The organism is Streptomyces sp. TM32, from assembly GCF_004122755.1.
In the GTDB taxonomy this organism is placed as follows: Bacteria; Actinomycetota; Actinomycetes; order Streptomycetales; family Streptomycetaceae; genus Streptomyces; species Streptomyces sioyaensis.
Genome location: NZ_SDIG01000012.1, coordinates 1 through 14,120, shown reverse-complemented (window position 1 = coordinate 14,120; position 14,120 = coordinate 1). Strand labels below are relative to the sequence as shown.

At 72.8% G+C, this 14,120-nt stretch carries 9 protein-coding genes; 4 read left to right on the top strand and 5 right to left on the bottom strand.

From position 1 onward, the window contains the following. Positions 1–80 precede the first annotated feature (80 nt). The 3 genes from EST92_RS05005 to EST92_RS04995 all read left to right on the top strand — a co-directional run bounded on the left by EST92_RS05005 (position 81) and on the right by EST92_RS04995 (position 3,730). Positions 81–938: an RNA polymerase sigma factor SigF gene (locus EST92_RS05005; protein ID WP_129279719.1), complete on the top strand. Its 858-nt coding sequence runs from the start codon at positions 81–83 to the stop codon at positions 936–938. A gap of 237 nt (positions 939–1,175) precedes the next feature. Continuing rightward, positions 1,176–1,877 (top strand): class I SAM-dependent methyltransferase, encoded by a 702-nt coding sequence (locus EST92_RS05000; protein WP_129279718.1) that lies wholly within the window; start codon positions 1,176–1,178, stop codon positions 1,875–1,877. 59 nt (positions 1,878–1,936) lie between these two features. Continuing rightward, positions 1,937–3,730: a SpoIIE family protein phosphatase gene (locus EST92_RS04995; RefSeq protein ID WP_129279717.1), complete on the top strand. Its 1,794-nt coding sequence runs from the start codon at positions 1,937–1,939 to the stop codon at positions 3,728–3,730. A 30-nt stretch (positions 3,731–3,760) separates the two neighbouring features. Here the strand turns inward: EST92_RS04995 and EST92_RS04990 are convergent, their stop codons facing one another. The 5 genes from EST92_RS04990 to EST92_RS04970 all read right to left on the bottom strand — a co-directional run bounded on the left by EST92_RS04990 (position 3,761) and on the right by EST92_RS04970 (position 12,212). Further along, positions 3,761–4,429, bottom strand: coding sequence for a DUF5825 family protein (locus EST92_RS04990; protein ID WP_129279716.1), 669 nt, complete (start codon positions 4,427–4,429; stop codon positions 3,761–3,763). Between the two features lie 22 nt (positions 4,430–4,451). Next, positions 4,452–6,383, bottom strand: a complete 1,932-nt coding sequence (locus EST92_RS04985) for a RiPP maturation radical SAM C-methyltransferase (protein WP_129279715.1) — start codon at positions 6,381–6,383, stop codon at positions 4,452–4,454. A gap of 247 nt (positions 6,384–6,630) precedes the next feature. Further along, positions 6,631–8,496 carry an alpha/beta fold hydrolase gene (locus tag EST92_RS04980; RefSeq protein ID WP_129279714.1) on the bottom strand — a complete coding sequence of 622 codons (1,866 nt, stop codon included), beginning with the start codon at positions 8,494–8,496 and terminating at the stop codon, positions 6,631–6,633. Beyond that, on the bottom strand, positions 8,493–9,764 hold the full coding sequence (locus EST92_RS04975) for an MFS transporter (RefSeq protein WP_254068523.1): 1,272 nt from the start codon (positions 9,762–9,764) through the stop codon (positions 8,493–8,495). The genes EST92_RS04980 and EST92_RS04975 overlap by 4 nt, the downstream gene beginning before the upstream one ends. Before the next feature lie 381 nt (positions 9,765–10,145). Further along, positions 10,146–12,212, bottom strand: a complete 2,067-nt coding sequence (locus EST92_RS04970) for a SpoIIE family protein phosphatase (protein WP_129279713.1) — start codon at positions 12,210–12,212, stop codon at positions 10,146–10,148. Between the two features lie 258 nt (positions 12,213–12,470). On the opposite strand from EST92_RS04970, the gene EST92_RS04965 reads away from it, so the two are divergent. Continuing rightward, a complete protein-coding gene (locus tag EST92_RS04965) occupies positions 12,471–13,979 on the top strand; it encodes a glutamate synthase subunit beta (RefSeq protein ID WP_129279712.1) in 1,509 nt (502 codons plus the stop codon). Positions 13,980–14,120: the final 141 nt, after the last annotated feature.

Here is a 14,120-nt window from a genome sequence, read left to right as displayed (position 1 = left end):
CAAGTCATCCGCATGAGAGTGTTCTTGCCGGGTAGGCGGCCGCTGTGCGTTCGCGTGTGCCGGATGCACAGGGAGGCATGATGACCACCGTCGTGAACGACACCCCAACCGAGCAGCACTCCGACCTGGCCACAGAACTGCCGGAGGTGGAGTGCCCCAGCGCGGTGGCCCCGAGGGACGCGAGGGAGCTGTCGAAGCAGTTCTTCGACCGGCTGCGGTTCCTCGACGAGGGCACGCACGAGTACCAGTACGCGCGGAACACGCTCATCGAGATGAACATGTCGATGGTGCGCTACGTCGCGCGTCGCTACCGCAATCGTGGCGACGACATGGAAGACATCATCCAGGTCGGCACGATCGGACTGATCAAGGCCATCGACCGCTTCGACCTCTCCCGTGAGGTCGAGTTCTCCACCTTCGCCGTGCCCTACATCCTCGGCGAGATCAAGCGCTTCTTCCGCGACACCGGCTGGGCGGTGCACGTCCCGCGCCGGCTGCAGGAGCTGCGCAGCGATCTGGCGAAGGCCAAGGAGGAGCTGCACGTCCAGCTCGACCGCGACCCCACGGTCCAGGAACTCGCCGCCCATCTGGACCTGTCGGAGGACGAGGTGATCGAGGGGATCGTCGCGGCCAACGGCTACTCCGCCGGCTCGCTGGACACCCCCACCGATCCCGACCCCTCCCACCAGCGTCGTGCCCTCGCCGAGGTCCTGGGCGAGGAGGATCCGGCCATGGGGACCGTCGAGGACCTGCACGCCCTCGCGCCGCTGTTGCAGGAGCTCGACGCGCGGGAGCGCCAGCTGATCGAGCTGCGCTTCGGGCAGGAGATGACCCAGTCCCAGATCGGCGCCGAGCTCGGCGTCTCCCAGATGCACGTCTCCCGCCTGCTCACCCGCACCCTGACCAAGCTGCGCGCCGGCATGCTCAGCGACCGCTGACCGGGACCGTTCCCGTCGGGCGGGCTCCGGCCGTAAAGGCCGGGTGCCCGCCCGCGGTCGTCGGGGCGGCGCGTACGTCCGGTGCCCCCGTCGTCGCCACCGGGCCATGGCGAGGGAGCACGCACCGCGCCGGCGGTATGCGGGCCGTGGCGTCGTACGCGGTCCGTACGGGCCCGCGGCCGGGGTGGGGTGCATGATGGAAGTAATCGAATAGACGCACGTGAAGAGGCGTAATTCGTGAGCGACGGATTCCTGGAGACCGGCTACGGGAGCGACGAGACCGGTGGCGAGGACGTACGGCCCGACCGCGAGGGTCAGGCCGAGGCGTTCGATGCGATCGGTGACCGCTATGACGAGGCGTTCCCGTTCAAGGAGGGACAGCTCGCGGCCGGCGAGTGGCTGATCCGCTCGCTGCCCCGCGGCTCCCGCGTCCTCGACCTCGGCTGCGGAACCGGCCTTCCGACCGCCCGGCAGCTGGTGGACGCGGGGTGCGAGGTGGTCGGCGTCGATCTGTCCCGTGGGATGGTCGCGCTCGCGCGTAAGTATGTGCCCGATGCAACGTTCCACCGGCTGGACATCGCCGATCTGGCGCCCGGCGGCCCGCACGACCTGGGTCGCTTCGACGCGGTCGCGGCGTTCTTCTCCCTGCTGATGCTGCCGCGTGCCGAGATCCCCCTCGCGCTGCACACGGTCCACGACCTGCTGGTCCCCGGTGGCCTGTTCGCGCTCGCGATGGTGGAGGCCGACGTCGACTACTTCACGATGCGGTTCCTCGGCAACACCATCCGGGTGTCCGGCTATCTGCGGGAGGACCTGCGCAAGGTCATCGAGGCGGCGGACTTCGGGATCGTCGAGGAGACCTCGTACACCTACGCCCCGTCGGTCTCGGACGTACCGCCCGAGGAGCAGCTCTTCCTGCGCTGCCGGCGGCGCGACTGAGGCCGGCACGTCCTGGCACCCACCGGACGGACACCACGAGTGACGGACACCCACGAGTGATGGAGCCCCGCACCCCCGACCACGGACCCGGCAGGCTCCCCGCCGGATCCGGGGGGCGTCCTGCGGAGGGTGCCCGGGGGGAAGCGGAGCGTGGCCCCGAGGCGCAGACGGACCGTCTGCGCTACCTCGAATCCGCGACGCGGCGGATCGCCTGGGGCAGCAGCCGGGACGAAACGCTGGGGGAACTGTGCCGGGCGGCGATCCCCGCGTTCGCCGACGCGGTCCTCGTCCACCTGCGGGATCCGCTGCCGAGCGGGGAAACAGCGCCGGCCGGGCCGATCGTCCTGCGGCTGGACAGCATGGCCCAGGGGCCGGAGGTTTCGGTGACCGAGGCGCCCGCGGGGACCGCCGAGTTCGTGCCGCTGACGGTGCGCGGACGGTTCGTGGGGATCCTGCTGGCGGGGCGGCCCGTGTTCGGCGACGCCCCCGGGCTCGTGCCCACGGTGACCGCCCTGCTGGAGCCGGTGGCGAGCCTGCCGGCGACCACGTCACCGGGCCGGCGGCTGATCGTCGCCCCGCTGTACGGCCGCCGGCACGTCCTGGGCACCGTCGCCCTGCTGCGCGGGACCGGCCGGCCCGCCTTCACGGACGACGATCTGCTCGTCGCCTCCCAGCTGGCCACGCATGCCGCGCTGGGCATCGACAAGGCGCGGGAGTCCGGCCAAGAGGCTTCCATGGCGGACGCGCTCCAGCTCACGATGCTGCCCTCGTCGCTGCCCCGGACCACGGGCGTCCGACTGGCCAGCCGGTATCTGCCGGCTTCCGACACCGCGCAGGTGGGCGGCGACTGGTACGACGCGATTCCGCTGCCCGGCAACCGCGTCGCGCTGGTCGTCGGCGATGTCATGGGACACTCCATGACCTCCGCCGCGATCATGGGCCAGCTGCGGACCACCGTGCAGACCCTCGCCGGGCTCGACCTGCCGCCCGAGGAGGTACTGCACCACCTCGACGAGCAGGCCCAGCGCCTGGGCAGCGAGCACATGGCGACCTGCCTCTACGCCGTCTACGACCCGATAGCCCAGCGGCTGCTGATCGCCGACGCGGGCCATCCGCCCCCGGTGCTGCTGCACCCGGACGGCTACGGAGAGGTGCTGCAGATCCCGCCCGGCGCGCCGATCGGGGTGGGTGGCGTGCCCTTCGAATCGGTGGAGATGCCCGCGCCCACCGGAGCGACCCTGCTGCTGTACACCGACGGCCTCGTCGAGTCCCGGGAACGGGATGTCTGGGCAGGGGTGGAGCTGCTGCGCGCCCGTCTGCAGGCCGCCGCCGAGGCGCTCGGTTCCCCGCCGCTGGACATGCTCTGCGACGCGGTGCTGAACATCCTGGAGCCGGAGACCCTGGACGACGATGTCGCGCTGCTCGCGGCACGGTTCGACGGGTTCCCGCCGCTCAATGTCGCGTACTGGTTCCTCAGCCCGCAGCCCGAAACGGCGGGCCGGGCCCGGCAGTTGACCCGCCGGGCACTGCGCCGCTGGGGGCTGGACTCGATGCTCGACGCGACCGAGCTCATGGTCAGCGAGGTGGTGACGAACGCGGTGCGCTACGCCTCCCGGCCGATCGCCCTGCGGCTGCTGCGCACCGATGTGCTGCGGTGCGAGGTGGGCGACGATTCCCCGCAGGTGCCCCGGATGCGGCGCGCGCAAGCGGGTGACGAGGGCGGGCGCGGCCTGTTCCTGGTCGACCAGCTGGCGCAGCGCTGGGGAGCGACGCGGCTGAGCACGGGCAAGGTCGTCTGGTTCGAGCAGCGGATGCCCGAGGGGCGCCGCCCGAGGACGCCCGGCGCGCCCTGACTCCGGTCCGCGGTGGCTGCCGGCCCGGGTTCAAATGGCCATCGCCTCCTGGAGCCACCGGTTCACGCGGTACGGCAGCCACCACAGCAGCGGTCCGGTGCGGGCGATCAGCCGTTCCGCCAGGAAGTCGGCGGTGATGGCGTCGGGCACGGCCGACTGCGGGGCGCCGTAGGCCAGCGTGTCGATCGCCTCCCGGTACGCGGGCTCGTCCGCGGTGAAGCGGCGCAGGTCGCCCCACCGGCGGTCGCGGATCTGGACGAAACCCGGGCCCTGGCGCCAGAGGCATTTGCAGAGATAGTGCTCCCTGCGCCACTGGGTGAGCGCGGCCGCCGGGTCGGCGGGGCCGGTGAGGGTCCCGGGCGGCTGGAGGTGGCTGAGGTCGCGCCAGCCGTCGTCGGGCTCCGCGGGCAGGCGCAGCCGCCACTGCACCAGGACCGCGCGGGCCGTCAGGTCGCGGATCAGGCACAGCCGTTGGACGGCGTGCGCCGCGGCGTCGGGCTCGTCGACCGCGGTCAGGTCGATGTCCTCGGCGAACCGCACGCGGCGGACGCCGAGTTCCCACAGCCGGTCGGCCTGCTCCGTCGGGGGGCCGGCTGGCACGAGGGCGCCCAGGCTCATGCCCGGCAGTGCGCAGGCGGCTTCGTCGTAGTCCCGCCAGGCGCTGAGCGTCGGCCCGGTGGGGGTGGCGGTGCGGTGCATCGTGTCTCCTTGTGGACCGGCGTCAGACGTGGGCGACGGCGCGGGCGGCGTCGTCCGGCTGTGGCTGCGGGGCGGGGGCGGCATGGGTGTGGCGCATGTAGTCGAGCCGCAGCAGGTCCTCGTTGACGGCCGCCGGCGCCAGATGGACGTACTGGCCGCCGTCGGTGAAGACCAGCCCGAGCGTCACCCAGTGCTGGAGGAGGGCGTGGACGGCGGCCTCGTCGACGGTGTGTGCCGGCAGCCGCGCGGCGAGCTTGCGGGTCAGGGCGGCGGGGGCGTGCGGCTGGTCGAGGAGCCGGAAGGCCGCGGTCTCCAGCGGCTCGGTGAGTTCCATGGCGCCCCAGTCGAAGGCGCGGCGGCGGCTGACCAGCACGATGCGGTCGCCGAGGTCGGCGTGGGTGAGCCGGGCGTCCGCGTGGTACTTCTTCCAGGCGCCGATGGCCTCGTTGAGCGCGGTGACGGTGGGCTCGGTGATGCCACGTTCGGGTGCCTCGAAGACATAGGCCAGGTCGAGCAGTTCGGACTCGGGCAGGTCGTAGGTGAAGCGGTAGTGCACCTCGGGGCGCAGGCCGGTGAAGCCGAGTTCGGGCCGGTTGAAGTACGGGCTGAAGCGTTCGATCGCGATGCGGGCGGACCGGTCGACCGGCGGGTCGAGGTGTTCCAGGGCCGGTATCTGGGCGATCACGGGCTCGTAGTCGGCGGCGGTCTCGCCGGGGAAGCCGTGGAGGTAGTTCCAGCAGACGGAGAGTCCGGTCTCGGCTCCGTCGCGGAGCATCCGGACGTTCTGACAGCCGCTCACGCCCTTGTCCATCAGGTCGAGCACCCGGCTGTTCAGGCTCTCGATGCCCGGCTGGACGTAGATCATTCCGGCTTCGGCGAGGGTCCGCAGCTGGGGGCGGCGCATGTTCGCCTTGATCTCGATGTGCATCCGCAGGTCGTAGCCGCTGTCGATGATGCGGGGCAGGACGGTGGTGAGGTAGCCCATGTCGAGGATGTTGTCGACGAGGTACATGTCCAGCACCCGGTGGCGGCGGGCCATGTCCATGATCTCTTCGAGGAAGGTCTCCGGGCTCTTGCTGCGGAACTGCATGAACGAGCCGTTGAGGCCGCAGAAGGTGCAGTGGTGCTTCTCGCCCCACCAGCAGCCGCGGGCCCCCTCGACGACGAGCTTGGGCTCCACCCAGTTGCTCGCCACGGAGGCCGCCAGCCGCTCGAAGTAGCCGCTGTAGTCGGGCGGGAGGATGGTGGCGGGCGGCAGCGGGCTGGTGCTCATCGGGTTGGCGGTGCTGGTGCCGTCGGCCTGCCGGTGGCACAGCCCGGGGACGGCGGACAGCTCGGTGCCCTCGTCGAGGGCGGTGAGGAGCTGCGGGAAGGCGGCCTCGCCCTCGCCGCGGACCACGAAGTCCAGGAAGTCGAAGTTGCGGTGGGCGGCGGCGCCCTGCTCGGCGTCGCAGTTGGCGCCGCCCATGACGGTCTTGATGTGCGGGGCGAGGCGCTTGACGTATTTGGCGGCGGCCAGCGCCGCGGTGTTCTGCTGGAAGGTGGAGGTGAAGCCGACGACGTCGGGGGCGGCCGCGACGATCCGCCCGGCGATCTCCCGGACGAACTCCGGTACCACGCAGTGCAGTTCGTGCGACATCTGCAACCGTTCCGCGCCCAGTTTGCCGCGCATCGCCGTGCTGAACTCCTCGGCGCGCCACTCGGGATCGTCGTAGAGCGCGGAGGAGAACACCCAGTCGCCGCATCCCATGAAGTACGAGGAGAGCGCATAGAACTGGTAGTCCTCCGCGGTGAATGCGGTACGCCGGGTGATCCAGTCGGTGAACTCCAGGTTGGCGTGCCAGACCTCGGCGTGTCCGGAGGTGCGCTCGTCGACGCTCCGTCTGAGGATTCCGAGTGCGAGCGAGGGCAGATCGATCGGGGACCAGGGCATATTGACCAGCAGGACACGCATATCGGCTCCACGTACGGCGGCGGATGGGGTGGCGGGCGGCCGGCGGGCGGCCGGTGCGGTGCACGGTCCGGCCGGCCCGGTGGCGCCGGGCCGGCCGGGGAGGGTCACTCCTCCTCGGTGTCCTCAGCGGCGCGGAACGGGACGGTCACCGTGATGCCGACGGTCGGCCGGCGGTTCTCCTCGTCGCCCTCGAGCGGGTCGTTGTGGATGATGTCCTTCTGCATGACTGTTCTCCTGTTCTGGCGAGTTACGGAACGTGCGTCGTGCACTCGGGGGTACCGGATGGGCCGGTGCCCCCGAGAACCCCGCCCGCTGCGGAACGGGGAGTTCGACGGGCCGCGGGAGCGCGGCGCAGGTGCTGGTCCAGGAAGCCCATGGCGCGCCGCAGTACGGCGACGTGGTGTGCGCCGGTGTATCCGTCGTGGCCGGTCTCCAGCCACAGGGACTCGTGCGGCACACCGGCCTCCCGCAGGGCGGTGAGGTAGCCACGCACCTGGCCGGGCGGGCACTTGGCGTCGAGGGTGGCGGCGATCACCAGCAGCGGGGCGCGGACCTCGGCGGCGTAGGTGAGGGGTGAGCTGCGCGCGTAGCGTTCGGGCACGTCGTCGGGCGTGCCGCCGAACAGCCGCTCGTCCAGGGCCCGCAGCGCGGGGGTGCCCGTACGGTGGGCCGCCACGCAGTCGGCGACCGGTTTGACGGCGACCCCCGCCTGCCACAGGTCCGGGTGGGTGCCGAGCGCCAGCAGCGCCAGGTAGCCGCCCCAGGAGGTGCCCCACAGACCGATCGCGTCCTCGCGGGCCAGACCGCGGCGCAGCAGATCGGTACGGACCGCGACGAGGTCGGCGACCTGGGTGAGCCCGACGCCCGCACCGAACGCGGTGCGCCAGCGGGGCCCGTATCCGGTGGAGCCGCGGTAGTTGACCCGGGCGACCGCGAACCCGGAGGCGACCAGGGAGTGCACCTCCTGGTCGTAGGCGTCGCGGTCGTGGTCGGCGGGGCCGCCGTGCACCAGGAACACCAGCGGGGGCCGCCGGCCGGGGGCCGGGTCCGGTTCGCTGAGCAGGGTGTGGACGGGCCCGTCCGGGCCGGGGGTCCACAGCTCGCGGTGCCGGCCGGGTGCCCGGGCGGGCAGGGTGGCGAGCGCCGGGAGGCGGGTGCCCGCGGTGGAGCACATCCGCGGCGGGGTGGCCGTGTCGGTCCAGAGGTAGTGCACGTCGTCGCCCGGGTGCGGGGCGGCATCGAGCAGGGTGCCGGGCGGGGACGGCACCGGGGTCAGGGTGCGCCGGTTGAGGTCGGCGGCCACGAGGGTGGAGCGGCCGTGGCGGTCCTGGCGGACGAGGACCCGGCGCCCTTCGGGGTACCAGCGCGCGGTGATCTCGGTGTCGAACCGGCACCAGTCCTGTACTCGCAGCCCCGCGCCGGGCCGCCAGGTGGCCAGCCGGTAGTGGTCGTCGGCCTCCTGGACCAGCAGCAGTTCGGTGCCCGCCGGGGACGGTGCGAAGCCCAGCGCCCACAGTCGGCCGGTGCCGCCGGAGAACTGGTCGAGCAGGGCCCCGGAGCAGGTGAGGAGGGTGACCGCCCGGTCGGAGCCGGCCGCGCCCGACAGGACCAGCAGCCCGCCGGACGGCGAGATGCCCGCCAGCAGCGCATGCCCCTCGACGGTGTGCACCGCCCGGGCCGGACCGCCCGGAAGGCCGAGATGGACGGTCATGCCGTGGCCGTCGCCGAGGCCGATGGCCACCGTCCCGGCGTGACTGACGGCGAGCCCGTGCGGCAGGCCCGGGGGCAGACCGGTCAGGCCGGGCCGCCGCGGCCCGCCCTCGAACTCCTGGAAGTACCAGCGCCCGGCGCCGCGCCGGTTCTCGGCGAACCACCACACCCGGGCGTCGGCGTCGAGGGCGCAGTGCAGGGTGCCGTCCGGGGTGTCGGTGACCTGGCGTGCGGTGCCGGTGCCGGCGTCCCAGGTGAAGATCTCGCAGCGGCCGCCGGCGTCCGCGGCCAGGGCCATGCGTGCCGGGTCGCGCGGGCAGACCTCGGGGAGGGCCGGCCGGTAGACCCGGAAGCCGGGGCCGGCGGACGGGGTCGCGGCGGGGCGTGCCGCGTTCGGGCTCATACGGGCCCCTCCCCCGTGGCGCGGGTGAGGGCCGGTGCCGCCCAGGTCGCATGGAGCGCGACCGCGGCCAGCAGGACGGCGCAGCCCACGAGGGTGGCCGCGGGCCCGACCCGGTCGGCGGACAGCCCGGCGAGCGCCGGTGCCAGGGCCGCGGCCGCGCCGGACGCAGTGGCCAGCACGGTGCCGGTGCGGGCCTGGAGTCCGGGAGGGGTGACCTGGATGATGCGGGCCTGCAGCACCACGGTGGCCAGCGGCGTGAGCAGACACAACAGGCCGAAGAGCAGGCCGAATTGCCAGGCCTCACGGGCCGCCGCGAGGGCCGCGGCGGGCGGCACCATCAGCCAGGACACCGCCACCAGCACCCGCGTGGGCGAGCGCCGGCCGGCCAGCCGTGGCGCGAGCAGCGCACCGGCCAGGCCGGCCGCCCCGGCGAGCGCGAGGACGAGCCCCGGCCCGGCAGCGCCGCGCCCCTGGCCCTGCAGGGCGAAGACCGTCGTGTAATACAGCGCGACGAGCAGCGCGTTGACGGCTGCGAGCCACCCGAGCGCCAGCCGCAGGAGGGGCTCGCGCCGGATCAGCGCCACCCCGGCCCCGGCTTCCGCGGCCGCCGCACGCCAGGTCCGGCGCGGGCTGCCGGCCGGCGGCCGCTGTTCTCGGGGCGGGGACAACTCGGTACGCAGCGCGCGGATGCAGCCCGCCGCGACGGCGTACGAGAGGGCGTCGGCGAGGAACGGCAGCCAGCGCCCGGCCTGGAAGAGCACCCCGCCCAGGGCGGGCCCGAGGATCAGCGCGCCCCGCTCCCCCGCCTGTAATCGGGACAGCACCCGCTGGTGTTCCGCCGGCGGACACACCAGGGCGACGGTGCCGAGCGACGCCGCCTCGTAGCAGGAGGTCGCAGACCGCTCGACGAGTACGGCGCCGATGAGCACGGCCATCGGCACCGCGCCGGACCGGACGGCCAGCGCGACGCCGGTCATCGCGGCGGCGGACACCAGCGCGGCGCCCACCATCACCTGCTTTCGGGCCCCGCGGTCGGCGGGTATCGCGGCGAACGGGCCGAGGAGCAGCGTGGCGACCGCGCACAGCCCGGCGACGGCCCCGACCTCGGCCGGGGTCCGGCCCAGGCTCAGCAACAACAGCGGCAGGGCGAGCCCGGACATCTGGCTGCCCAGCGCGTCACAGGTGCCCGCGGACCAGAACAGCCGCATGTCGCGGCGCACTTGGGCGGGCGGAACGGCGGACACCGCCGCCGAGACGGAACCGGTCACCGGGCACGGCCCGGGGCCGGTCTCGCCACGCCGGAGCCGGCACCGAAGCGCCCCGTGCCTGCCAGGTCGTATGCGGGGCGGTCCACCCGGACGTCAGGGCAGTCCGACGGGACGTCAGGACCATTCACCGCGCCGTTCAGTACGTGCGACGGAGCGGTCCGGGGTGTTGCCGGGCGTAAGCCGTGCGGTGAGTCGTCCGCCGGGGGTGCCGATGTGCGCCGTTCCATGCGAAGCCACCTCGTATCCGTGGATCGACCATGAAGATCGACTCACCAAAAGGTCAACTTACGGAGGAAATGTGTCCGAAGTGTGCCGGAGCTTAACCAGGCGGTGACGTGAGCCACAAGGTGTTGGTCCATGAACCTTCGGACGGCGCGCCCCCTACTGCCGCCGGTGGACCCGAGCGAGTAGCAGGACGGTGTCGTCGGCCGGGGAACTCGCGACGAGACGGGAGAGGATGCGGTCGGCCGCGACCTCCAACGAACCCGGCATCCGGCCCATTTCCTCCTGGAGCCGGTGCAGACCCTCGTCGATATCGCGGCCCCGCGCCTCGATGAGGCCGTCGGTGTACAGCGCGAGAACGGCATCGTCGGGCAGGCCGAACTCCGCCGTGCGGAAGGTACTGCCGCCGATGCCGAGAGGGACTCCCAGCACCTCGTCGATGACTTCGATCCGGCCGCCGGGATGCCGGACGAGGGGCGGAGGATGGCCGGCGCTGGCGAGCCGGGTGTGGCCGGTGCGGGGGTCGTAGCGGATGTAGAGGCAGGTCGCGAGCTCGATGCCGGCCTCCTGGGCGCACTGGTCGAGTTCACCGAGCAGTTCGGCCGGTTCCTGGTCGTGCCGGGCCAGCGCCTTGGCCGTGATCCGCAGCCGGGCCATCGACGCGGCGGCCGACACCCCGTGTCCCATGACGTCACCGACGACCAGGGCGACCCGGTGGTCGGGGAGCGCGATCACGTCGTACCAGTCGCCGCCGACCTCGGTGACGCGGCTGCCGGGCAGATAGCGGTGCGCGAGGTGCAGATACGGGCTGGGCGCCAGGGAGCTGGGCAGCAGGGCCCGTTGGAGGGTGAGCGCGATGTTCCTCTCCCTGCTGTACAGCCGCGCGTTGTCCAGGCACAGCGCGGCCCGCGAGGCGAGCTCTCCGGCCAGGCTGAGGTCCTGCTCGGTGAAGTCCGCCCGGTGGGCGGACCGGCCGAAGATGGCGAGTCCCTGGACCGTTCCCCGGGCGACGAGCGGGGCGAGGAGGAGAGCGGCCAGCCCGCTGTCGGCCATCAGCCGGGCCCGAGAGGCGTCGAGCACCGTGCGCGCCAGGAAGTCGTCGTTCACCGGCACACAGAGCGGACGGCCTGACCGCAGCATCTGGTGGATGGCCGAACCCGGTGGGTAGTGCACCTCTTTCAGCCCGCTGACCAGCTCCGTCGCGGGAGCGGGCAGCACGGTGCCGGAGGCGATCCGCCGGGTGTCCACGGGCAGCGCCGGGTCGAACGCCTCGCTCTCGTTCGTCCGGTCGACGAGCTCCACGACGGCTCCGTCGCAGAAGTCCGGCACCGCGGCGTCGACCAGCTCCTGGGCCGTGACCTCCACGTCCAGGGTGGTGCCGATACGGGCCGAGGCCCGGTCCAGCAGCGCCAGCCGCTGACGGCTCGCGGTGGCCTCCACAACGGCCTGCTCCTGGTCGGTCACGTCCACCAGCAGTCCGCCGACGCCGGGCCGGCTGCCGACGGCCTGGGTGAGCGGGAAGAAGCTCACCGACAGCACCGTGTCCCGGTCCGGGTGGCCGCGGGTACGCATCCCCACCCGTACCCCCGTGACGGTCCTGCCCTCCGTGGCGACGGAGCGCAGCATGCGCTCGTACTCGCCGTCGTCCGAGGTGATCATGATGTCGGTGAGGTGGCGCCCGAGGTGTTCCTCGATGGGCAGCCCGTTCATGTCGGCGAGTGCCTGGTTGAGGTGGCGGTAGCGCAGTTCCTCGTCGAGCATCACCAGGCCGATGGGACAGGTGGCGAAGAGGGCGTCGAGGAAGACGAGGTTGGTCTTGACCCGGTCCAGCTCGTCGCTCCGGCTCGCCAGCGCCATCACCACCGTGTGCCCCGCCTCGCCGGTCACCGGGAAGACCCGGAATCCGCAGTCGAAGTCCGTGCCGTCCCGGTGTCTGACGCGCTGGCGGCCGCGCCAGTAGCCCTCGGTACGGCCGCGGTCGGCCATGCGGGCGCATACGTCGTCGGCGCCGCCGGCGGCGGACCCGCGGAACAGGAGCCCACCGGGCCGCGACAGCGCCTCGGTGGCGCGGTAGCCGAAGAGGTCCTGCGCGCCCGGGCCCCAGTAGCAGATCCGGTTGTCGTCATCGAGGCCGCACACGGCCACCGCCACGTGCTCCAGCAGCGACCCGGGCTCGGACCAGAGCGGCCCCCGGGCCTTCGCATCGCTCGGCCGATCTGATGACACCGGCTTTCCCTTCCGGCCGCCGCGCAGGCCGGCTGCCCCGCCCTGCGCGGCGGAGCGGCTCTCTCAATTCTGCGCTCGTCGCGCCCGTACGGACACTTCGGACCGCCGCGGGGGCCGGGACCGCCGCGGGGGGCCCGCCGCTCACTGACGGGCACCACCGACGACAAAGTCGCCCCAAGACTCTATAAAGCCGCACAAAGCGGGCGTAGGCTGACCAGGACGCCGTATTGCACCGCGAGCGAGCGATGGAGGCGTCGTATGACCGACCCTTACGGCTTCCTCAAGACCCCTCGCCGGCCCGTTGCGGCGCGCCCCGTCGAGGAGCGGCTGCACGACTGGCACGAGGTCTACGCGGGGCAGGCGCTGCTCCCGCTGATCTCGGAGCAGGCGGGGCGCTGCATGGACTGCGGCATACCGTTCTGCCACAACGGCTGCCCGCTGGGAAACCTCATCCCCGAGTGGAACGCATACGCACGGCGGGGCGACTGGCGCGCCGCGGCCGAGCGACTGCACGCGACGAACAACTTCCCCGAGTTCACCGGGCGGCTGTGCCCGGCACCCTGCGAGGACGCCTGCGTACTGGCCCTCAACGCCGATCCGGTCACGATCAAGAACGTCGAGCAGGCCATCGCCGACCAGAGCTGGGAACGCGGGTACACCGCGCCGCATCCACCGCAGCGGCTCAGCGGAAAGAGCGTGGCCGTCATCGGCTCGGGACCCGCGGGGCTGGCGGCGGCACAGCAGCTGACCCGTATCGGGCACACCGTCGCGGTCTACGAGCGCGCCGACCGCATCGGCGGGCTGCTGCGCTACGGCATCCCCGAGTTCAAGCTGGAGAAGTGGCACCTGGAGCGCCGCATCGCGCAGATGGAGGCGGAGGGGACCAAGTTCCGCACGGGGGTGGACATCGGCCGCGATCTCGATGCCACCGAGCTCACCCGGCGGCACGATGCGGTGGTCGTCGCCGTCGGCGCCATGGAGCGGCGCGAGCTCGCCGTCCCGGGCCGCGAGCTGGCCGGCATCCATCAGGCCATGGACTATCTGACGCTCGCCAACCGCGTCACGGAGGGCGACTACGCCTCGCCGCCGCTCACCGCCGAGGGCAGGCATGTGGTGATCGTCGGCGGCGGGGACACCGGCTCGGACTGCCTGGGCACCGCCCTGCGGCAGGGCGCGGCCTCCGTGGTGCAGCTCGACATCAACCCGGAGCCGGGCGACACCAGGCCACCGACCCAGCCCTGGCCCGTCTATCCCAAGGTGTTCCGGATCTCCCACGCGCACGAAGAGGCCCGGGGCCAGGAGGGCTCGGACCCCCGGCTGTTCTCCTCCGCCACGCTCCGCTTCGACGGGGACCCGTCCGGCCGGGTGCGCGCACTGCACCTGACGGAGGTGGAGCCCACGGCCAGGAAGCCACGGCCGGACACCGAGCGCGAGATCCCGGCGGAGCTGGTGCTGCTCGCCCTCGGCTTCTCCGGTCCGGAACGCCGCGGCGGACTCATGGAGCAGCTCGGGCTCACGCTGGACGACCGGGGGAATTTCGCCCGGGACACCGGCTTCGCGGCCGAGGTGGCGCGGCGGGACGCGGGGCCGGCCCGCCGCGGGACGGACGGGGTGTTCGTCGCGGGCGACGCGGGACGCGGCCAGTCGCTCGTGGTGTGGGCCATCGCCGAAGGACGGTCCGCCGCGGCGGCCACCGACCGCTATCTCACCGGCTCCACCGAACTCCCGTCCCCCGTCTCCGCCATGGACCGGCCGCTGGTCGCCTAGGGCCTGTCGTCAAACTCCCGTCGTTCGCCCGAAGGCAGGCAGGAGTTTGACGACAGGCCCTAGGCTTGCCGTTTAACCTCGCCCGTTCGATGGGCCGGTGACCTGCGGCGTTTCCCGGACATGGGCAGCGGCCGCCTGTGA

Excerpts from the sequence above, each read along its gene's own strand:
- EST92_RS04990 (WP_129279716.1), bottom strand. The coding sequence starts at position 4,429 with ATGCACCGCACCGCCACCCCCACCGGGCCGACGCTCAGCGCCTGGCGG.
- EST92_RS05005 (WP_129279719.1), top strand. The coding sequence starts at position 81 with ATGACCACCGTCGTGAACGACACCCCAACCGAGCAGCACTCCGACCTG.
- EST92_RS04995 (WP_129279717.1), top strand. The coding sequence starts at position 1,937 with ATGGAGCCCCGCACCCCCGACCACGGACCCGGCAGGCTCCCCGCCGGA.
- EST92_RS04980 (WP_129279714.1), bottom strand. The coding sequence starts at position 8,496 with ATGAGCCCGAACGCGGCACGCCCCGCCGCGACCCCGTCCGCCGGCCCC.
- EST92_RS04965 (WP_129279712.1), top strand. The coding sequence starts at position 12,471 with ATGACCGACCCTTACGGCTTCCTCAAGACCCCTCGCCGGCCCGTTGCG.
- EST92_RS04985 (WP_129279715.1), bottom strand. The coding sequence starts at position 6,383 with ATGCGTGTCCTGCTGGTCAATATGCCCTGGTCCCCGATCGATCTGCCC.